Origin of the sequence: Streptomyces pallidus (ex Mingjun et al. 2026) (assembly GCF_051550185.1) — a bacterium.
GTDB lineage: Bacteria > Actinomycetota > Actinomycetes > Streptomycetales > Streptomycetaceae > Streptomyces.
Window position 1 is genome coordinate 6365001 of record NZ_CP196181.1, and the last position, 19958, is coordinate 6384958.

The following is a 19958-nucleotide window of genomic DNA, read 5'->3' on the forward strand; positions in this document are numbered from 1 at the left end:
TGGGGTGACGCAGGAAGGTAGTCCAGCCCGGGCGGTGGTTGTCCCGGGGTAAGGGTGTAGGCCGAGGGGTAGGCAAATCCGTCCCTCATGAAGGTTGAGACCTGATGCCGAGCCGATTGTGGCGAAGTGGATGATCCTATGCTGTCGAGAAAAGCCTCTAGCGAGTTTCATGGCGGCCCGTACCCTAAACCGACTCAGGTGGTCAGGTAGAGAATACCGAGGCGTTCGGGTGAACTATGGTTAAGGAACTCGGCAAAATGCCCCCGTAACTTCGGGAGAAGGGGGGCCACGCTTGGTGATGAGTCTTGCACTCTGAGCTGGGGGTGGCCGCAGAGACCAGCGAGAAGCGACTGTTTACTAAAAACACAGGTCCGTGCGAAGCCGTAAGGCGATGTATACGGACTGACGCCTGCCCGGTGCTGGAACGTTAAGGGGACCGGTTAGTGACCTTTCGGGGTTGCGAAGCTGAGAACTTAAGCGCCAGTAAACGGCGGTGGTAACTATAACCATCCTAAGGTAGCGAAATTCCTTGTCGGGTAAGTTCCGACCTGCACGAATGGCGTAACGACTTCTCGACTGTCTCAACCATAGGCCCGGTGAAATTGCACTACGAGTAAAGATGCTCGTTTCGCGCAGCAGGACGGAAAGACCCCGGGACCTTTACTACAGTTTGATATTGGTGTTCGGTTCGGCTTGTGTAGGATAGGTGGGAGACTTTGAAGCAGCCACGCCAGTGGTTGTGGAGTCGCCGTTGAAATACCACTCTGGTCGTGCTGGATGTCTAACCTCGGTCCGTGATCCGGATCAGGGACAGTGTCTGATGGGTAGTTTAACTGGGGCGGTTGCCTCCCAAAGGGTAACGGAGGCGCCCAAAGGTTCCCTCAGCCTGGTTGGCAATCAGGTGTTGAGTGTAAGTGCACAAGGGAGCTTGACTGTGAGACCGACGGGTCGAGCAGGGACGAAAGTCGGGACTAGTGATCCGGCGGTGGCTTGTGGAAGCGCCGTCGCTCAACGGATAAAAGGTACCCCGGGGATAACAGGCTGATCTTCCCCAAGAGTCCATATCGACGGGATGGTTTGGCACCTCGATGTCGGCTCGTCGCATCCTGGGGCTGGAGTCGGTCCCAAGGGTTGGGCTGTTCGCCCATTAAAGCGGTACGCGAGCTGGGTTTAGAACGTCGTGAGACAGTTCGGTCCCTATCCGCTGTGCGCGTAGGAATATTGAGAAGGGCTGTCCCTAGTACGAGAGGACCGGGACGGACGAACCTCTGGTGTGCCAGTTGTCCTGCCAAGGGCATGGCTGGTTGGCTACGTTCGGGAGGGATAACCGCTGAAAGCATCTAAGCGGGAAGCCTGCTTCAAGATGAGTATTCCCACCTCCTTGAGAGGGTAAGGCTCCCAGTAGACGACTGGGTTGATAGGCCAGATGTGGAAGCCCGGTAACGGGTGGAGCTGACTGGTACTAATAGGCCGAGGGCTTGTCCTCAGTTGCTCGCGTCCACTGTGTTAGTTCTGAAGCAACGAACTCGCCATGCCGGCTTGAGTTCAACTTCATAGTGTTTCGGTGGTCATAGCGTTAGGGAAACGCCCGGTTACATTCCGAACCCGGAAGCTAAGCCTTTCAGCGCCGATGGTACTGCAGGGGGGACCCTGTGGGAGAGTAGGACGCCGCCGAACAATCATTGCGGGAAGCCCCGCACCAGCCTGTCAAGGGCTCGGTGCGGGGCTTTTCTGCGTTCAGGGGGCACACGCCTTCCTGCTAGGGTCGAGTGGCATCGTTCGTACGTTCAACAGTGGAGGCCCCCGAGTGGAGGTCCAGGAGACTCGGGTTCAGACGGACCGAATTTTCACCATTCCGAACATCCTGAGCATGGCCCGCCTCGCCGGCGTGCCCCTGTTCCTCTGGCTGATTCTGGCGGAGTACGACGCATGGGCGCTCGCCGTGCTCATGCTCAGCGGGGTCAGTGACTACCTGGACGGCAAGCTCGCGCGGCGCTGGAATCAGATCAGCAGCCTCGGACGGCTCCTGGACCCGGCCGCGGACCGGCTGTACATCCTGTCCACGCTCTTCGGCCTCACCTATCGGGACATTCTCCCGCTGTGGCTCACCGGGGCCCTCCTGGCGCGCGATCTGATGCTCCTGGTGATGGTCGCGATCCTGCGCCGCCACGGCTATCCGCCGCCGCAGGTCAACTTCCTCGGCAAGGCCGCCACCTTCAACCTGATGTACGCCTTCCCGCTGCTGTTGCTCAGCGACGGTACGGGTTGGTTGGCCTGGATGGGGGCAGTTTTCGGATGGGCGTTCGCCGGATGGGGTACAACGCTCTACTGGTGGGCAGGAATCCTTTACGTGGTGCAGGTCCGCCGACTCGTGAAGGCGGATACCGCGGCCGATTGAACCCGCTCGGTGCCGGTCCGACACGGAAGAGTTGCGGCGTCACCGCCCGGGACGGGTGAGGTCGGCTGGAACGTCGTCTCCCGAGGAGGACTCTTCCGACATGAAGGCCGTCGTGATGGCCGGTGGCGAAGGCACTCGCCTTCGCCCCATGACCTCGAGCATGCCCAAGCCGCTCCTGCCGGTCGCCAACCGGCCGATCATGGAGCACGTGCTCAGGCTGCTCAAGCGGCATGGGCTCAGCGAAACCGTGGTCACCGTTCAGTTCCTGGCTTCACTCGTCAAGAACTATTTCGGTGACGGCGAAGAGCTCGGAATGGAGCTCACCTATGCCAATGAGGAGAAGCCACTCGGCACTGCCGGCAGTGTGAAGAACGCCGAGGAGGCCCTGAAGGACGACGCTTTCCTCGTCATCTCCGGCGATGCGCTCACCGACTTCGACCTCACCGATCTCATCCGCTTCCACAAACAGCACGGCGCACTCGTCACCGTGTGCCTCACCCGGGTGCCCAACCCGCTGGAATTCGGCATCACCATCGTCGACGAGGAGGGCAAGGTCGAGCGCTTCCTTGAGAAGCCGACCTGGGGCCAGGTGTTCTCCGACACCGTGAACACCGGCATCTACGTCATGGAGCCAGAGGTCTTCAATTACGTAGAGCCGGACGTTCCGGTGGACTGGTCCGGCGATGTCTTCCCCCAGCTGATGAAGGAAGGCCGGCCGATCTACGGCTACGTCGCCGAGGGCTACTGGGAGGACGTCGGCACCCATGAGAGCTACGTCAAGGCCCAGGCCGACGTGCTCGAAGGCAAGGTCCAGGTCGAGATGGACGGCTTCGAGATCTCGCCCGGCGTGTGGATCGCAGAAGGCGCCGAGGTGAGCCCCGACGCGGTCCTGCGCGGCCCGCTCTACATCGGGGACTACGCCAAGGTCGAGGCCGGCGTCGAGATCCGCGAGCACACCGTCGTGGGGTCCAACGTCGTCGTCAAGAGCGGCGCCTTCCTGCACAAGTCCGTGGTCCACGACAACGTGTACATCGGCCCCCACAGCAACCTGCGCGGCTGCGTCATCGGCAAGAACACCGACATCATGCGGGCCGCCCGGATCGAGGACGGCGCCGTCATCGGTGACGAGTGCCTCGTCGGCGAGGAGTCCATCGTCCAGGGGAACGTACGCGTCTACCCCTTCAAGACGATCGAGGCCGGCGCCTTCGTCAACACCTCCGTCATCTGGGAGTCCCGCGGACAGGCACACCTGTTCGGCGCCCGCGGCGTCACCGGCATCCTGAACGTGGAGATCACCCCCGAACTGGTGGTGCGGCTGGCCGGCGCGTACGCCACCATGCTCAAGAAGGGGGCGATCGTCACCACCGCCCGCGACCACTCCCGCGGCGCCCGCGCGCTGAAACGGGCGGTGATCTCGGCCCTCCAGGCCAGCGCGATCGACGTGCGCGACCTGGAGAACGTGCCGCTGCCCGTCGCGAGACAGCAGACCGCACGCGGCAGCGCCGGCGGGATCATGCTGCGGACCTCGCCCGGCGTCCCGGACTCCGTGGACATCATGTTCCTCGACGAGCGCGGGGCCGACCTCTCGCAGGCACAGCAGCGCAAGCTGGACCGCGTTTTCGCACGCCAGGAGTACCGTCGCGCCTTCCCGGGCGAGATCGGTGACCTCCACTTCCCGTCCAGCATCTTCGACTCGTACACCGGTTCACTGCTGAGGCAGGTCGATACCACCGGCATCGCGGACTCCGGGCTGAAAGTGGTGGTCGACGCCTCCAACGGCAGCGCCGGACTCGTCCTGCCCAGTCTCCTCGGCCGACTCGAGGTGGACGCCCTGACGATCAATCCCGGGCTCGACGAGTCCCGGCCGACCGAGACCGCGGAGTCCCGACGGGCCGGGCTGGTCCGGCTCGGCGAGATCGTGGCCTCGGCCCGGGCCGCGTTCGGGGTGCGGTTCGACCCCGTCGGCGAGCGGATCTCGCTGGTCGACGAGCGCGGGCGGATCATCGAGGACGACCGGGCGCTGCTGGTCCTCCTGGACCTCGTGGCCGCGGAGAAGCGCAGCGGCAGGGTGGCCCTGCCCGTCACCACGACCCGGATCGCGGAGCAGGTGGCGGCGTACCACGGGACGCAGGTCGAGTGGACGACCACCTCGCCCGACGACCTGACCCGGGTGGGCCGCGCCGAGAACACGATCTTCGGCGGGGACGGGCGGGGCGGGTACATCGTCCCCGAGTTCAGCAGCGTGTTCGACGGGTCGGCGGCCTTCGTGCAGCTGATCGGGCTGGTGGCGCGGACCCAGCTCACGCTGAGCCAGATCGACGCGCGGATACCACGTGCGCACGTGCTCAAGCGGGACGTGCCCACCCCGTGGGCGGTCAAGGGCCTCGTGATGCGGCGGGTCGTGGAAGCCGCCGGCGACCGGCAGGTGGACACCACCGACGGGGTGCGGGTGGTCGAGGCCGACGGGCGGTGGGCGCTGGTCCTGCCGGACCCGGCGGAAGCGGTCACGCACCTGTGGGCGGAGGGCCCCGACGACGCCTCCGCGCAGGCCCTGCTGGAGGAGTGGGCCGGAGTAGTGGACGGCTCCGGGCACTGACCCGGGGCCGGTAGGACCGTGGTGGACCGGGTACGGAGCGTCGTGCCCGGTCCACCGTTCGGGCGCATTCGGTGCGGGCGGCGCCGACGTGCGACGATGAGCGGCATGCCGCAGCCGCCCCACAACCGGAGCTCGGCGCCGACCCCGTCGGCGCGCCCGGACGCGTCCATGTCGCTGCTGACGCACGTGATGGACCACAGCCTCGACGAGGGGTATGCGGAGGCGTCCGCCCGGCGCGAGGCCGACGGCACGGCAGGACTCCCGCGGACCCTCCGGGCCAAGCTGGGGCTGGCCGCCGGACTCGTCCTGGCCGCCATGGTCGTCACGCTCGGCGCGGCCCAGGCACAGTTCTCCGCTCCGGTGCTCGCCAAGGAGCGCCAGGAGCTGATCGACCGGGTCCAGGTGGCCGACGGGCGGGCGGACGGCCTGGAGCGGGACATCGAGCGGCTGCGGGCGGACGTCGCTCGCCGCCAACGCCAGGCGCTCAAGCAGCACGGCGGGGACCAGGGGCAGCTGGTGACACTGCTGTCCGGTGCCTCGGAGGTCCGCGGTCCCGGACTCAAGCTGGTCGTGGACGACGCCAAGGGCTCCTCCGCGGCGGGCGGCGGCAAGCCGCGGGAGAACACCGGGTTCTCCGACACCGGGCGGCTGCGTGACCGGGACATGCAGCGGATCGTCAACGGGCTCTGGCAGGCAGGAGCCGAGGCGATCTCCATCAACGGGCAGCGCCTGACGGCACTGTCCGCCATCCGGGCCGCGGGTGACGCGATACTGGTCGACAACAGGCCGCTGGTACCGCCGTACGAGGTGCTGGCGGTAGGGGACAAGAAACGGCTCGGCACCGTGTTCCAGGACTCCGTGGACGGCCAGTACCTGCACGTGCTCCAGGAGAGCTACGGGATCCGGTACTCGCTGACCCCCGTGGACGACGTGCGGCTGCCCGCCGCGTCAAGCCTGACCGTACGGACAGCCACAGCAGAAGAGCCGAAGAAGGGTGCATCGTGATCGCGGTACTGGGCCTCGTGGCCGGAGTGGTGGTCGGACTTCTGGTCCGGCCCGAAGTGCCGGCCGTCGTCGAGCCGTATCTGCCGATCGCCGTGGTGGCGGCGCTGGACGCGGTGTTCGGAGGCCTGCGCGCGATGCTGGACGGCATCTTCGTGGACAAGGTCTTCGTGGTGTCGTTCCTGTCGAACGTGGTCGTGGCCGCGCTGATCGTCTTCCTCGGCGACAAGCTGGGCGTCGGCTCCCAGCTGTCCACGGGCGTCGTGGTCGTCCTCGGCATCCGCATCTTCTCCAACGCCGCGGCCATCCGCCGGCACGTGTTCCGGGCGTGAGGCCGATGGGTACGAACGACACCCCGCCCGAGGAGCCGAAGGGCCCCGAGCAGCCTCCGCGGGAGGCCCGGCCGGACGGGCCGCCGCGGGACGGGGAGCAGCCCGCACCCCGGCCCGGGAAGCCGCCTGCCGAGCCCACCGAGCCCACCGGGCCCACCGGGCCCACCGAGCCCGTTGCGTCCACCGAGCCCGCCGCGGCCGTCGAGCCCACCGGACCCGTCGAGCCCACCGGACCCGTCGAGCCCGATGAGCCCGCCACGCCCGCCGCGTCGCCCGCCGGGACGGACGGCACGGACGGGCCGGAGACCACGGGGCGGCAGCGACTCGCGGCCGGGCTGTGGCCGCCGCGGGTGAGCCGGGCCCAACTGATCGTGGCGCTCCTGCTGTTCGTGCTGGGCCTGGGTCTGGCGATCCAGGTGCGGTCGAACAGCGACTCCAGCGCGCTGCGCGGGGCCCGTCAGGAGGACCTGGTGCGGATCCTCGACGAGCTGGACGGCCGGACCAAGCGCCTGGAGGACGAGAAGCAGCAGCTGGAGGACCAGCGCAAGGAGTTGGAGAGCAGCTCCAACCAGGCCGAGGAGGCGCGCCGGCAGACCGTCGAAAAGGAGCGCCAACTGGGCATCCTGGCCGGTACGGTGGCGGCGCAGGGGCCGGGCATCACACTGAAGATCACGGATCCGAAGGGCCAGGTGGAGTCCGACCAGCTGCTGGACGCGCTCCAGGAGCTGCGGGCCGCGGGCGCCGAGGCGATCCAGATCAACGGGGTGCGCGTGGTGGCGGGCTCGTACTTCTCGGACGAGGGGGGCCACATCGCCATCGATGGTAAGAAGATCACACAGCCCTACGAGTTCAAGGTGATCGGCAAGCCGCAGGATCTGGAGCCGGCGCTGAACATCCCGGGTGGTGTGGTGCAGACACTGGAGAAGGAACAGGCCACTGTTGCCGTCACACGGTCGGCGAAGATCATTGTGGACGCCTTGCGGGCTGCGAAGCAGCCTGACTACGCTCGGTCGTCATCGTCGTGATGCGGGGCGGAGAGCGGAGGGTCCTGCGCGGGCTGGTGCCTGCGGGGGGTCGACGCACTGAAGTCGTGGCGCGTGGTGGAAACTGTCTGGTGGTTGCGGACGTTGTGAGGATGTCCGGGTCGGCAGGTATGTGCATTCGGAGTTCGTCCTGCCCCACGGGCGGGTCTGTTTCGTTCAAGGGGAATCGCCCGTGAAGTTGTTTGAGAAGTTGTTCGGTAAGAAGAACCGCGAGGAAGCCGCCGCGGCAGAGCCCCGTGCGGGGCAGGGGGAGGCACAGGTCCAGGGGGACCGGCCGCTCTTCCGGGACGAGGTCGCGGGTGTGGGTGACGTTCCGGGCGCGTCGGCTGTTGACCCTGCCGGTACCGGACGCATAGGTTTCGGGGAATCATCAACCTCGAGTACGGGTGGAGGGTTTGCTCCCGACCCGTACGCCACCGACGCCTCCGCGGGGTACCCGCGGCACGAGGAGCCGTCCATGTCGGCCGAGCAGGTCTGCAGCAGGTGCGGCCACCGCAGCGATGCGGCCAGCCGGTTCTGCTCCAACTGCGGGGCGCCGCTTCGGGCGGGTCTGACGCCGGAGCGTGCCTCGGAGACCACGTCCACCATCTCGATCTCGGGCCTGGAGGCCTACGAGGCCGAGGTGTCGGGACAGCACGTGTCGTCGGCGCTGTCCCCCGAGGCCCAGGCCGCGGTGGAGGCGCTGCCCGCGGGATCCGCCCTGCTGATCGTGCGGCGCGGCCCCAACTCGGGCAGCCGCTTCCTGCTGGACGGCGAGCTGACCACGGCGGGCCGGCACCCGCAGAGCGACATCTTCCTGGACGACGTCACCGTCTCCCGGCGGCATGTCGAGTTCCGCAGGAGCCAGGACGGCGGCTTCACCGTCGCCGACGTAGGCAGCCTCAACGGCACGTACGTCAACCGTGAGCCGATCGACTCGGTCCCGTTGCACAACGGGGACGAGGTGCAGATCGGCAAGTACCGGCTGGTCTTCTACGCGAGCCTGCGGGGCGTCTGACCCTTCCCGGACTCCGTCCGGGGGGAACCCCAGGGAGGTCCTGTGCTGCGTACTCCGACAGGCGGTGCCGGGAACGGCACCGCCGCCTCGGCCGGGCGGCTGGTGAGCATCGGCACGGTGCTCACGATGCTGCGCGAAGAGTTCCCCGAGGTCACGATCTCGAAGATCCGTTTCCTGGAGGCGGAGGGGCTCGTCGAGCCCAGACGCACGCCCTCCGGTTACCGCAAGTTCAGCACCGCGGACGTCGAGCGGCTGGGCCGCATCCTGCGCCTGCAGCGCGACCACTACATGCCGCTGAAGGTCATCCGCGAGCAGCTGGACGCGCTGGACCGTGGTGAGCAGGTGCGGATCCCGGCGCCCGCGGCGCACGGCGACGCCGCGGAGCCGGCCGCGGCGGCCGGAGCCGGGGCCGGGTCCCTTGCGACCCGGTCGGGGCGCGAGCTGCCCGCCGGCACCCGCGTCGGCCGGGCCGAGCTGATCGCCGCGGCCGAGGTGGACGAGGCCCAGTTGGCCGAATGGGAGTCGTACGGGCTGCTCGCGGAGGCTCCGGGGGGCGGGTACGACGGCGATGCGCTGACCGTGGCCCGGCTGGTGGCCGATCTGGGCCGGTTCGGGCTGGAGCCCCGCCACCTGCGGGCCATGAAGGCGGCCGCGGACCGGGAGGCGGGTCTCGTGGAGCAGGTCGTGGCCCCGCTGAGACGGCATCGCAACCCCCAGACCAGGGCCCATGCGGAGGCCACCGCGAGAGAGCTCGCGGGGCTGTCCGTACGGCTCCACGAGGTGCTGGTGCAAGCGGCCCTCGGGGTGCGGCTGCACTGACCGGCTCGGCCCCGACTACCCAAACCTGCCGGGCAGGTCCTAGGGTTGCTTTGTGAACGAGCTCGATGTTGTGGGTGTCCGGGTGGAAATGCCCTCCAACCAGCCGATCGTGCTCCTGCGTGAAGTGGGAGGCGACCGGTACCTCCCCATCTGGATCGGACCGGGGGAGGCGACCGCGATCGCCTTCGCGCAGCAGGGCATGGCCCCTGCCCGTCCGCTGACCCACGACCTGTTCAAGGACGTGCTGGAGGCGCTGGGCGAAGAGCTCACCGAGGTCCGCATCACGGATCTGCGGGAGGGCGTCTTCTACGCGGAGCTGGTCTTCTCCAGCGGGGTCGAGGTGAGCGCGCGGCCGTCCGACGCCATAGCGCTGGCCCTGCGGACGGGAACGCCGATCTACGGCAGCGACGGCGTGCTGGACGACGCCGGAATCGCCATCCCGGACGAGCAGGAGGACGAGGTGGAGAAGTTCCGCGAGTTCCTCGACCAGATTTCGCCGGAGGACTTCGGTACCGGGCCGCAGCAGTGAGACATCGAACTTGTCAAAGCCGATGAGACCTTCGCCCCATTCAGTTAACCTTGCCCCTTCGAAGGGCACGGGAAACCACTCTCAGGGTGATTATCACTCGGCGTGCCGAGTGTGGCGATCGTTGACGCACCCCTGGTGACTGCCTACCTTCGAGGGGGCAGGTCAAGGACGGAGGGTCGGCGTGAGAGTCACGGGCGACGGTACGACCGGGGGCATCCCCGCACGGAGTGACGGTGGGCCGTACCCGCTCCTCGGGAGTACGACGGGCTCCGCGCGCCGCCAGCCGGAGACCTCGCCGACGGCGTCGGACGGCGGCTCCCAGACGGCCGAGCAGGTGGGCTACCGCGGGCCGACCGCCTGCGCGGCGGCCGGCATCACCTACCGGCAGCTCGACTACTGGGCGCGGACCGGGCTGGTGGAGCCCACGGTGCGCCCCGCGTACGGCTCCGGGACCCAGCGCCTGTACAGCTTCAAGGACGTGGTCGTCCTCAAGATCGTGAAGCGTTTCCTGGACACCGGCGTCGCCCTGCAGAACATCCGCAACGCCGTCCAGCACCTGAGGGAGCGCGGATTCTCGGACCTGGAGCGCATGACGCTGATGAGCGACGGCGCCTCCGTGTACGAGTGCACCTCGCCGGAGCAGGTGGTGCGGCTGCTCCAGGGCGGCCAGGGGATCTTCGGCATCGCCGTGGGCGTGGTCTGGCGGGACGTGGAGAAGGCCCTGTCGCAGTTGCACGGCGAGCGGGTCGACACCGGCGAGACCGTGGTCGGGCACAACCCGGCCGACGAGCTGGCGGCCCGCCGCAACCGGGCCGGTTGAACCCCGCGGACCCCGTCCGCCGCCCGCCTGCCCGCCCGGCCTCGGCATTGTCAGTGGCGTAGGGCAGCATCGGTGCCGTGAGATCCGCGCCGACCATCCTCCATCTCGACATGGACGCCTTCTACGCCTCGGTGGAGCAGGCGTCGAAGCCGAGCCTGCGCGGGAAGGCCGTGATCGTCGGCGGGTTGGGGCCGCGCGGGGTGGTGGCCACCGCCTCGTACGAGGCCAGGCGCTTCGGGGTCCACTCGGCGATGCCGACGGCCCAGGCCAGGCGGCTCTGCCCGAACGGCGCCTACCTGGTCCCCCGCTTCGAGCTGTACCGCTCGGTCAGCGACATCGTGATGGGCCTGCTGCGGGAACTCTCCCCGCTCGTGGAGCCGCTGAGCCTCGACGAGGCCTTCGTCGACCTGGAGGCGGGCGGCAGCGCCCGGGACTCCCGGTCCGCCCGGGAGACCGGGGAGAGGTTGCGGGCGGACATCCTGGCCGCGACGGGCCTGACCGGCTCGGTGGGGCTGGCCGGGTCGAAGATGCTCGCGAAGGTGGCCTCCGAGGAGGCCAAGCCGGACGGGCTGCTGCTGATCGAGCCCGGCACCGAGCGGGAACTGCTCGCGCCGATGTCCGTGCGCACCCTGCCCGGGGTGGGGCCGGCCACCGGGGAGCACCTGCGGCGGGCCGGGATCACCACGGTCGGGGAGCTCGTCGAGGCCGGGGAGGACGAGCTGGTCCGGCTGATCGGGCGGTCGCACGGGGTGGGGCTGTACCGGATGGCCCTGGGCCTGGACGACCGGCCCGTGGTCGCCGAGCGCGACGCGAAGTCGGTGTCGGTGGAGGACACCTTCGACGTGGACCTGCACGACCGGGTCCGCATCCGGATCGAGGTGCAGCGGCTCGCCGACCGGTGCGTGCAGCGGCTGCGGGCCTCCGGGCACTCGGGGCGCACGATCGTGCTGAAGGTGCGGCGGTACGACTTCTCGACGCTGACCCGGTCCGAGACCCTGCGCGGGCCCACGGACGATCCTGCGGTCGTCCGGGAGGCCGCCGCGCGGCTGCTGGAGGTGGTGGACACCACCGGCGGGGTGCGGTTGCTGGGCGTGGGCGTGACCGGGCTCGCGGACTTCACGCAGGAGGACCTGTTCGCACAGTCCCGGGCCGCCGCCGAAGCCGCCGAAGTGGCCGGGGACGCGGACGACGCCCCCGACGAGGGGGCCGGGCCGGAAGGGCCCGCAGGGCTTGCGGTGGCCGGCGGGGGCGAGGGACCGGAAGGGGCGCAGGAGGCCCCTGGGGCCGCTACGGGCCACGAGGTGACCGGTGCGACCGCCGGATCGGCCGAGGAGTCGGAGCGGGCCCGTGAGCGGCGCTGGGCGGCCGGGCGTGACGTCCGCCACGCCGTCTACGGACCGGGATGGGTGCAGGGCAGTGGTCTCGGGCGGGTGACGGTGCGGTTCGAGCAGCCCGGATCCGCTCCGGGCCGGGTCCGCACCTTCCGGGTGGACGACCCCGATCTGGAGCCGTCCGATCCGCTGCCCCTGGTGGGGCGGGCCGGGTGACCGGGGCGGGCCGGGCTACTCCTCGCCCTGCTCGCCGTTGGCCACGTGGCCGAAATCACCGTTGAACGTGAAGTCGGAGGGGAGGGAGACGTCCAGCCCGTAGTGGTGGTAGAGCTGCAACTCCTGTTCGGGGGACAGATGGCGGCCCACGCCGAAGTCCGGGGCGTCCTTGATCAGCGAGCGCTCGAACGGGACGTGCAGGGTGTCGCCCACCAGCTCGCTCGGCTCCAGGGGGACGAAGGCGTCCCGACTGAACAAACCGGTCCGGACGGCGGCCCACTCCGGGACGCCGGTGGCATCGTCGAGGTAGACCTCGTCGACGGTTCCGATCTTGGTGCCGTTGCGGTCGAACGCCTTGCGGCCGATCAGGCTGCGGGGATCGATATCTGTCTGCACGGTCCCTCCACGTGGTCGCAACTCCTCCGTAATGACAACAAAAGGCCATTTCCCTGGAGGGGGCCACTCGAGGGAGGTCCGGGAACCTCGCTGGTAGGCTGGGTGGTGGCTGCTGACCCTGTGCGGGAGAGTCCTCCACCGAGTTCTTACGGAGGCGCCGAAGGAGCAAATCCTCCCCGGAATCTCTCAGGCATACGTACCGCACGGACGAGGCCACTCTGGAAAGCAGGGGCGGCGCCGGGCCCGTAGTGCCGGTTCCACCCCTCACCGACGGTGAAAGCCGGCCCCCGTGGACGACCTCCGCAGGAGCCGGTGAAGCTCTCAGGTTGAGATGACAGAGGGGGAGGCCGTCCGGGCGCCCGCGTCGTGGCGCCCCTCGCAGGTCGTACGACCCAGGAGGCCTCCGTACATGACCGCCAACCGCATTCCGCTCTCCCAGCTGGAGCGAGGCATCCCCTTCGAGCAGCGCCACATCGGCCCGGACGCCGAGGCGCAGGCCAAGATGCTCGCCCACGTGGGCTACGGCTCGCTCGACGAACTGACCGCCGCCGCGGTACCGGACGTCATCAAGACCGCCGAGGCGCTCAACCTCCCCGAGGCGCGGACCGAGGCCGAGGTGCTGGCCGAGCTGCGCGCCCTGGCCGGCCGCAACCAGGTCATGACCTCGATGATCGGTCTCGGCTACTACGGGACCTTCACCCCGCCGGTGATCCTGCGCAACGTGATGGAGAACCCGGCCTGGTACACCGCGTACACGCCGTACCAGCCCGAGATCTCCCAGGGCCGCCTGGAAGCCCTGCTGAACTTCCAGACCGTCGTCGCCGACCTGACCGGCCTGCCGACCTCGGGCGCCTCCCTGCTCGACGAGGGCACCGCCGCCGCCGAGGCCATGACCCTGGCCCGCCGCGTCGGCAGGGCCAAGGGCAACGTGTTCCTCGTCGACGCCGACGCCCTGCCGCAGACCATCGCCGTGATCGAGACCCGCGCCGAGCCGATCGGCATCGAGGTCGTCGTCGCCGACCTGTCCGCCGGCATCCCGGCCGAGATCGCCGAGCGCGGCGTCTACGGCGTCCTCGTCCAGTACCCCGGCGCCTCCGGTGCCGTCCGGGACATCAAGCCGGTCATCGACCAGGCCCACGAGCTCGGCGCGATCGTCGCCGTCGCCGCCGACCTGCTCGCGCTGACCCTGCTGACCTCCCCGGGTGCCCTGGGCGCGGACATCGCCGTCGGCACCACCCAGCGCTTCGGCGTCCCGATGGGCTTCGGTGGCCCGCACGCCGGCTACATGGCCGTCCAGGACAAGCACGCCCGCTCGCTGCCCGGCCGCCTCGTCGGCGTCTCGGTGGACGCGGACGGCAACAAGGCGTACCGCCTGGCCCTGCAGACCCGCGAGCAGCACATCCGCCGTGAGAAGGCCACCAGCAACATCTGCACCGCGCAGGTGCTGCTCGCCGTCATGGCCGGCATGTACGCCGTCTACCACGGTCCCGAGGGCCTGAGGACGATCGCCCGCCGCACGCACCGCTACACCGCCCTGCTGGCGGCCGGTCTGACGTCCGGCGGGGTCGAGCTCGTGCACGGCTCGTACTTCGACACCCTGACCGCCCGGGTGCCCGGCAAGGCCGCCGAGGTCGTGGCCGCCGCCCGCGAGGGCGGGGTCAACCTGTTCCAGGTCGACGCCGACCACGTCTCCGTCTCCGTCGACGAGACGACCCTGCGCGCCCACATCGAGGCCGTCTGGGCCGCCTTCGGCGTCACGGCGGACATCGAGGCGCTGGACGGGACCACCGCCGACGCGCTGCCCGAGGGCCTGCTGCGCTCGGACGAGTACCTCGCGCACCCGGTCTTCCACCAGCACCGCTCCGAGACCGCGATGCTGCGCTACCTGCGCAAGCTCGCGGACAAGGACTACGCGCTGGACCGCGGCATGATCCCGCTGGGCTCCTGCACGATGAAGCTCAACGCGACCACCGAGATGGAGCCGGTGACCTGGCCGGAGTTCGGCCAGCTGCACCCGTTCGCCCCGGTCGAGCAGGCCGAGGGGTACCTCACGCTCATCAACGAGCTGGAGGAACGTCTCTGCGAGGTGACCGGCTACGACAAGGTCTCCATCCAGCCGAACGCGGGCTCCCAGGGCGAGCTCGCCGGCCTGCTCGCCGTCCGCGCCTACCACCGCGCGAACGGCGACGAGCAGCGCACCGTCTGCCTCATCCCGTCCTCCGCGCACGGCACCAACGCCGCCAGCGCCGTGATGGCCGGTATGAAGGTCGTCGTCGTCAAGACGGCGGACGACGGCGAGGTGGACACGGACGACCTGCGCGCCAAGATCGAGCAGTACCGCGACGAGCTCGCCGTGCTGATGATCACCTACCCGTCCACGCACGGCGTGTTCGAGGAGCACGTCGCCGACATCTGCGCCCAGGTCCACGAGGCCGGCGGCCAGGTCTACGTCGACGGTGCCAACCTGAACGCCCTGGTCGGCCTCGCCAAGCCGGGGCACTTCGGCGGCGACGTCTCCCACCTGAACCTGCACAAGACCTTCTGCATCCCGCACGGCGGTGGCGGTCCGGGCGTCGGTCCGGTCGGTGTCCGGGCCCACCTGGCCCCGTACCTGCCGAACCACCCGCTGCAGCCGACCGCCGGCCCGGAGACGGGCGTCGGCCCGATCTCGGCCGCGCCGTGGGGATCGGCCGGCATCCTGCCGATCTCGTGGTCGTACGTGCGCCTGATGGGCGGCGAGGGCCTCAAGCGCGCCACCCAGGTGGCCGTGCTCGGCGCCAACTACATCGCCAAGCGCCTGGAGCCGCACTACCCGGTGCTCTACACCGGCCCGGGCAACCTGGTCGCGCACGAGTGCATCATCGACCTGCGTCCGCTGTCGAAGGCGACGGGCGTGAGCGTGGACGACATCGCCAAGCGTCTGATCGACTACGGCTTCCACGCCCCGACCATGTCCTTCCCGGTGGCCGGCACGCTGATGATCGAGCCGACGGAGTCCGAGGACCTCGCCGAAATCGACCGGTTCTGCGACGCGATGATCGCCATCCGCGCCGAGGTCGAGCGGGTCGCCACCGGCGAGTGGCCGGTGGAGGACAACCCGCTGCGCAACGCCCCGCACACCGCGGCGGCGCTGGGCGGCGAGTGGCCGCACCCGTACACCCGGGACGAGGCCGTCTTCCCCGGCGGCGTCTCGGCGTCCGAGAAGTACTGGCCGCCGGTGCGCCGCATCGACGGTGCCTTCGGCGACCGGAACCTGGTCTGCTCCTGCCCGCCGCTGGACGAGTACGACGCCTGATCCGCGGGACCTGACACAGAAGTGTGAGGTGACTGCACGCTGAAGGGGCCGGCCCGGGAGAATCGCTCCCGGGCTGGCCCCTTCGGCTTCGGCAGTTCCGGCGTTCCGTCGAGCCGGCGTCGGCTAGGCCGCCTGCGCCGCCACGAGAGGGCGGTGCGGTGCGATGATCTGGCCGTCCGGCAGCAGCTCGCCGGTGTCCTCGAACAGCAGGACACCGTTGCACAGCAGGCTCCAGCCCTGTTCCGGGTGGTTGGCCACGGGCTTCGCGGCCTCCCGGTCGGCGGAGTCGGCTGACGGGCACGCTGGCTGGTGCTGGCACATGGATGCGTTCTTTCGCTGCGGTGTGGTCTGTGTGCTGCGGCTCGATGCCTTGTTCATGGCCGCCCCCCGTGGTCGACGACTAGAAGTGGTCAGTCCCAGTGTTGCCCTCCGGACCTCGGTCCGCAGGGATTTCCGGCAGCTGTCCTCACAGATTGATGACGCATCACCCGTGCGGGCGGTTCATCCCAACTCCCCTGTCATTTCGGGTGGTTCGCGGGTGGCCCGGCAGGACTACGCCGGATGGGCCGTCCGGGGGGAGGGGTCGAGCTCAGGCGGCCGGAGCGGCCAGTGGTGGCCGCACCGGCGGGGCCGGGGGAGTGAGCCGGTGCGTCATGACGGGCAGCAGCTCGGACACCGGATGCGGCCGGTACGGGGCGATGCCGGGCGGCGCCGGGGCCAGTGGCACCAGCAGGTCCGCAGCGGCCGGAAGCCCGGCGGAGGCATCGGCTCCGACGGCGCCGTGCAGCCAGAGGGTCAGCATGTACAGCTCCGGTACGGACAGCAGCCGGGGCTGGTAGCTGTTGCCGAGCGCCTCCGCCTGCCGCAGCGCCCGCTCGGTGGCGGCGACGTAGGGACCCTCGAAGAAATGGGAGAAGACCCAGCCGTCCGCGGTCAGCCGGGTGTCCGCGGCCGCGATGTGCCGGTCGCCGCTGCGGATCAGGAACCGCCAGCCGGTCAGCCGGGTGCGGGGCGGACGGGCCGGGGCGGCCGGCTGGGACATGCCGAGCCGGTCGAGGACGTGGACCGGCAGCGGCAGCTCGGCGGTCAGCGGACCCTGCACGGCGCGCAGGGCGGGGGTGCCCGCCGCGAGGGCTGCGGGGGAACCGAGTGCCGCGAGGACGCTGCGCAGGGCAGGCGCGGGAGCCGGGGGGACATGCAGCGGCATGGTGGGTCGCCTCTCACTTGGGAGACCTGTGGATCAGGGGCAGGTGCGGACGGCGCTGTCGCATTCTGGGGCCAGAGGGGGGCTGAGGGGCAATGGCCGCGCGCCAACTCTCTGCCTCGTTTGCGGAGTTTATACGACATGTGTTCACGCAGTGTTTCGGCTAGCCTGCCCGGCTATTCCGGGCAAGGCGCTTACCGGTCCCGCTGACATGGCATCCATGCCGGATACACGCGAACACGTCGCGCTGACCTCGGAGGTTACCTGACGGGGGCTCGGCTGGAAAGCGCCGATTATCCGGAACCGGCAAAACCGACGCGGAATTTGCATACAGTTGCTTGCCAGGTGAATGTGCCATGGCGCCCTTCGGCCAAACCGGCGCACGCTCCCCGCCGCGCCCCTCCCCGCCGCGTTACAGATCTCGCCTCCGGGGCATCATCGACCGTACAGGCGCGTCCGGATGCCCGGGCGATGCCCACTCGAGGAGGGACGCTTCGATGGGGGAGAAGGTCGTGGCGGGCGGATTCGACCTGTCCGATCGCCAGCGGTATCGGAGGAAGCTCCACGAGTGCCTGGAGGGACTGGAGCGGCTTCTGGCGGAGAAGCGGTTCGACCGCCCCAAGAACATGATGGGGCTGGAGATCGAGCTGAATCTGGCGGGGGCCGACGGGATGCCGAGAATGCTGAATGCCCAGGTTCTCGATCGCATTGCGAGCCAGGATTTCCAGACCGAACTCGGAATGTTCAACCTGGAGGTGAACGTACTTCCGCACCGGCTCGGCGGCCGGGTATTCGACCAGCTCGCCGAAGAGCTGAGCGCAGGGCTCGGCTATGCCCACCGGCAGGCCGCGGCGATCGACGCGGGCGTGGTGATGATCGGCATCCTGCCGACGATCACCCGCTCCGACCTGGTCACCGCCAACCTCTCGGCGGTGGACCGCTACTCGCTGCTGAACGAGCAGATCCTGATGCTGCGCGGCGAGGACTTCCTCCTCGACATCGACGGGGTGGAACGGTTGACCTGGAGCACCGGGTCGATCGTGCCGGAGGCCGCCTGCACCTCCGTACAGCTGCACCTGCAGGTGACGCCGGCCCGGTTCTCCGACGTGTGGAACGCCGCCCAGGCGGTGACCGCCGTGCAGATAGCCGTCGGCGCCAACTCGCCCTTCCTGTTCGGGCACGAGCTGTGGCGGGAGTCGCGGCCGCCGCTGTTCACGCAGGCCACCGACACCCGGCCGCCCGAGCTCCAGGCGCAGGGGGTGCGGCCGCGCACCTGGTTCGGGGAGCGCTGGGTGGACTCGGCGTACGAGCTCTTCGCGGAGAACGTCCGCTTCTTCCCCGCCCTGCTGCCCATCTGCGACGAGGAGGAGCCGCTGCGGGTGCTCGCCGAGGGCGGGGTGCCGAGCCTGCAGGAGCTGGTCCTGCACAACGGCACCGTCTACCGCTGGAACCGGCCCGTGTACGGGGTCGCCGACGGGGTGCCGCACCTGCGGGTGGAGAACCGCGTGCTGCCGGCCGGGCCGACGGTCGCCGACGTCGTCGCGAACGCCGCCTTCTACTACGGGCTCGTCCGCACCCTCGCCGACGAGCCGCGCCCGGTGTGGACCCGGCTGCCGTTCGCCGAGGCCGAGGCCAACTTCGACGCGGCCTGCCGGTACGGGATCGACGCCCGGCTGCGGTGGCCGCGCCGCGGCCGCGGCGGCGGACTGGCCAGCGTCCCCGCCGTGCGGCTGGTGCTGGACGAGCTGCTGCCGATGGCGGCAGCCGGCCTGGACGCCTGGGGCGTCGAGCGGGCCGACCGGGACCACTACCTCGGCATCATCGAGGAGCGCTGCCGGCGGCGCGTCAACGGGGCGACCTGGCAGGTGGACACCTACCACCGGGCGCTCGCGTCCGGCCTGGACCGGGACGCGGCGCTCGCCGCGATCACCCGCCGCTACAGCGAGCTGATGCACCAGGGCGACCCCGTGCACACCTGGCCGGTCGGCCTGCCCGCCCAGGAGAGGGGGGCGCCGGTGCCGGCCCGGAGGCCCTGAGCCCGGGCCGGGTCCGGCTCGTCGCAGCAGCCGGAACGCCGTCCGCTGATCCCGTTCCGCCGCCGAAGAGGCAGTATGGGGTGGTCGGAACGGGATGGCGGAACGGGAGTCGAACGTGCGGGCGCAGCAGGAGCCGGTGGTCGGGTCGTTGGACGAGGACGGGCGGCGGAGCCTGCTGCGCACCGAGACGCTGCTCGTGCTCGCCCTGTCGCTGGGCGCGAGCGCCGTCTCCTCGCTGATCAGCTTCATAGGCTCGCTGACCAAGCCCGGCGGCCTGAAGGACCAGGCCGCCACGCTCAACGGCTCGTACGCGCCGGGTCGGCCCTGGTTGGACCTGGCCTGGCAGCTCTTCGGGATCTGCACCGCCCTGGTGCCCGTGCTGCTGGTCGCCCACCTGCTGACCCGGGAGGGCGTGCCGGGACTGCGCGCGCTGGGCTTCGACCGCACCCGGCCCGGCTGGGACCTGGCGCGAGGGGCGCTGGTGGCGGCGGGGATCGGGAGCGCCGGGCTGGCGTTCTACCTGGCGGCGCGGGCGAGCGGGTTCAACCTCACGGTGGTGCCCGAGGCGCTGCCTGATGTGTGGTGGAAGTTCCCGGTGCTGATCCTCTCCGCGGTGCAGAACTCCGTGGTGGAGGAGGTCATCGTGCTGGCCTACCTGCTGCGCCGGCTCGACCAGCTGGGCTGGTCCCCGACGGGTTCGCTGGTGGCCAGCTCGCTGCTGCGCGGTTCGTACCACCTCTACCAGGGGATCGGCGGTTTCGTCGGCAACATGGTGATGGGCGCGGTCTTCGTGGTGGCCTACCGCCGGTGGGGGCGGGTGATGCCGCTGGTCGTCGCGCACGCCCTGCTCGACGTCGTGGCCTTCGGCGGGTACGCGCTGCTCGCGGGCAAGGTGGGCTGGCTGCCGACCCCCTCGTAGTACCCGGTTCCGGGGGGCCGGCGGC

16 protein-coding genes, 2 rRNA genes and 1 riboswitch (1 of these 19 only partly in view) are annotated in these 19958 nt (G+C 69.7%); of the genes, 15 read left to right on the forward strand and 3 right to left on the reverse strand.

Features of this window, described 5'->3' with window-relative positions; all coding sequences use genetic code 11:
- The 12 genes from ACSHWO_RS28290 to ACSHWO_RS28345 form a co-directional block, all read left to right on the forward strand.
- A 23S ribosomal RNA gene (locus tag ACSHWO_RS28290) occupies positions 1 to 1486 on the forward strand (it extends 1630 nt beyond the left edge of the window).
- A gap of 74 nt (positions 1487 to 1560) precedes the next feature.
- A 5S ribosomal RNA gene (gene rrf, locus ACSHWO_RS28295) occupies positions 1561 to 1677 on the forward strand.
- A gap of 130 nt (positions 1678 to 1807) precedes the next feature.
- Complete coding sequence (locus tag ACSHWO_RS28300) at positions 1808 to 2398, forward strand: CDP-alcohol phosphatidyltransferase family protein (protein WP_361097845.1); 591 nt, start codon at positions 1808 to 1810, stop codon at positions 2396 to 2398.
- Between the two features lie 100 nt (positions 2399 to 2498).
- Complete coding sequence (locus tag ACSHWO_RS28305; protein WP_438316100.1) at positions 2499 to 4994, forward strand: sugar phosphate nucleotidyltransferase; 2496 nt, start codon at positions 2499 to 2501, stop codon at positions 4992 to 4994.
- 96 nt (positions 4995 to 5090) lie between these two features.
- Positions 5091 to 5999: a DUF881 domain-containing protein gene (locus tag ACSHWO_RS28310; protein WP_385849533.1), complete on the forward strand. Its 909-nt coding sequence runs from the start codon at positions 5091 to 5093 to the stop codon at positions 5997 to 5999.
- A complete protein-coding gene (locus ACSHWO_RS28315) occupies positions 5996 to 6328 on the forward strand; it encodes a small basic family protein (RefSeq protein WP_030158423.1) in 333 nt (110 codons plus the stop codon). Before ACSHWO_RS28310 ends, ACSHWO_RS28315 begins: the two co-directional genes overlap by 4 nt.
- A 5-nt stretch (positions 6329 to 6333) precedes the next feature.
- Positions 6334 to 7353 carry a DUF881 domain-containing protein gene (locus tag ACSHWO_RS28320; protein ID WP_438316105.1) on the forward strand — a complete coding sequence of 340 codons (1020 nt, stop codon included), beginning with the start codon at positions 6334 to 6336 and terminating at the stop codon, positions 7351 to 7353.
- Between the two features lie 82 nt (positions 7354 to 7435).
- A complete protein-coding gene (locus tag ACSHWO_RS28325; RefSeq protein ID WP_361097866.1) occupies positions 7436 to 8368 on the forward strand; it encodes an FHA domain-containing protein in 933 nt (310 codons plus the stop codon).
- Positions 8369 to 8410: 42 nt separating this feature from the next.
- Positions 8411 to 9187 carry a transcriptional regulator FtsR gene (gene ftsR / locus ACSHWO_RS28330; protein WP_361097833.1) on the forward strand — a complete coding sequence of 259 codons (777 nt, stop codon included), beginning with the start codon at positions 8411 to 8413 and terminating at the stop codon, positions 9185 to 9187.
- Between the two features lie 52 nt (positions 9188 to 9239).
- Positions 9240 to 9716, forward strand: a complete 477-nt coding sequence (locus ACSHWO_RS28335; RefSeq protein WP_361097830.1) for a bifunctional nuclease family protein — start codon at positions 9240 to 9242, stop codon at positions 9714 to 9716.
- 181 nt (positions 9717 to 9897) lie between these two features.
- The gene (locus ACSHWO_RS28340; RefSeq protein WP_385849531.1) at positions 9898 to 10536 is read left to right on the forward strand and encodes a MerR family transcriptional regulator; all 639 of its coding nucleotides are present in this window, start codon (positions 9898 to 9900) and stop codon (positions 10534 to 10536) included.
- Positions 10537 to 10613: 77 nt separating this feature from the next.
- On the forward strand, positions 10614 to 12083 hold the full coding sequence (locus tag ACSHWO_RS28345; RefSeq protein ID WP_438316110.1) for a DNA polymerase IV: 1470 nt from the start codon (positions 10614 to 10616) through the stop codon (positions 12081 to 12083).
- A gap of 15 nt (positions 12084 to 12098) precedes the next feature.
- Here ACSHWO_RS28345 and ACSHWO_RS28350 read toward each other — a convergent pair whose 3' ends face one another.
- Complete coding sequence (locus ACSHWO_RS28350; RefSeq protein WP_361097821.1) at positions 12099 to 12479, reverse strand: PRC-barrel domain-containing protein; 381 nt, start codon at positions 12477 to 12479, stop codon at positions 12099 to 12101.
- Positions 12480 to 12592: 113 nt separating this feature from the next.
- Positions 12593 to 12691: riboswitch (glycine riboswitch) on the forward strand.
- A gap of 197 nt (positions 12692 to 12888) precedes the next feature.
- Between ACSHWO_RS28350 and gcvP the strand changes: the two genes are divergently transcribed.
- Positions 12889 to 15774 (forward strand): aminomethyl-transferring glycine dehydrogenase, encoded by a 2886-nt coding sequence (gcvP, locus tag ACSHWO_RS28355; protein ID WP_385849529.1) that lies wholly within the window; start codon positions 12889 to 12891, stop codon positions 15772 to 15774.
- Between the two features lie 123 nt (positions 15775 to 15897).
- On the opposite strand, the gene ACSHWO_RS28360 is transcribed toward gcvP, so the two are convergent.
- Both ACSHWO_RS28360 and ACSHWO_RS28365 read right to left on the reverse strand, forming a co-directional pair.
- Positions 15898 to 16095, reverse strand: a complete 198-nt coding sequence (locus ACSHWO_RS28360; RefSeq protein WP_360637266.1) for a DUF5999 family protein — start codon at positions 16093 to 16095, stop codon at positions 15898 to 15900.
- 268 nt (positions 16096 to 16363) lie between these two features.
- Positions 16364 to 16981 carry a hypothetical protein gene (locus ACSHWO_RS28365; protein WP_438316115.1) on the reverse strand — a complete coding sequence of 206 codons (618 nt, stop codon included), beginning with the start codon at positions 16979 to 16981 and terminating at the stop codon, positions 16364 to 16366.
- 494 nt (positions 16982 to 17475) lie between these two features.
- Between ACSHWO_RS28365 and ACSHWO_RS28370 the strand changes: the two genes are divergently transcribed.
- On the forward strand, positions 17476 to 19014 hold the full coding sequence (locus ACSHWO_RS28370; RefSeq protein WP_361097812.1) for a glutamate-cysteine ligase family protein: 1539 nt from the start codon (positions 17476 to 17478) through the stop codon (positions 19012 to 19014).
- A 94-nt stretch (positions 19015 to 19108) separates the two neighbouring features.
- Entirely contained in the window at positions 19109 to 19933 is an 825-nt protein-coding gene (locus tag ACSHWO_RS28375; RefSeq protein ID WP_438316119.1) for a CPBP family intramembrane glutamic endopeptidase, read from the forward strand.
- The last annotated feature ends 25 nt before the right edge of the window (positions 19934 to 19958 follow it).

Excerpts from the sequence above, each read along its gene's own strand:
- ACSHWO_RS28320 (WP_438316105.1), top strand. The coding sequence starts at position 6,334 with ATGGGTACGAACGACACCCCGCCCGAGGAGCCGAAGGGCCCCGAGCAG.
- ACSHWO_RS28370 (WP_361097812.1), top strand. The coding sequence starts at position 17,476 with ATGGGGGAGAAGGTCGTGGCGGGCGGATTCGACCTGTCCGATCGCCAG.
- ACSHWO_RS28360 (WP_360637266.1), bottom strand. The coding sequence starts at position 16,095 with ATGTGCCAGCACCAGCCAGCGTGCCCGTCAGCCGACTCCGCCGACCGG.
- ACSHWO_RS28305 (WP_438316100.1), top strand. The coding sequence starts at position 2,499 with ATGAAGGCCGTCGTGATGGCCGGTGGCGAAGGCACTCGCCTTCGCCCC.
- ACSHWO_RS28375 (WP_438316119.1), top strand. The coding sequence starts at position 19,109 with ATGGCGGAACGGGAGTCGAACGTGCGGGCGCAGCAGGAGCCGGTGGTC.
- ACSHWO_RS28365 (WP_438316115.1), bottom strand. The coding sequence starts at position 16,981 with ATGCCGCTGCATGTCCCCCCGGCTCCCGCGCCTGCCCTGCGCAGCGTC.
- ACSHWO_RS28310 (WP_385849533.1), top strand. The coding sequence starts at position 5,091 with ATGAGCGGCATGCCGCAGCCGCCCCACAACCGGAGCTCGGCGCCGACC.
- gcvP (WP_385849529.1), top strand. The coding sequence starts at position 12,889 with ATGACCGCCAACCGCATTCCGCTCTCCCAGCTGGAGCGAGGCATCCCC.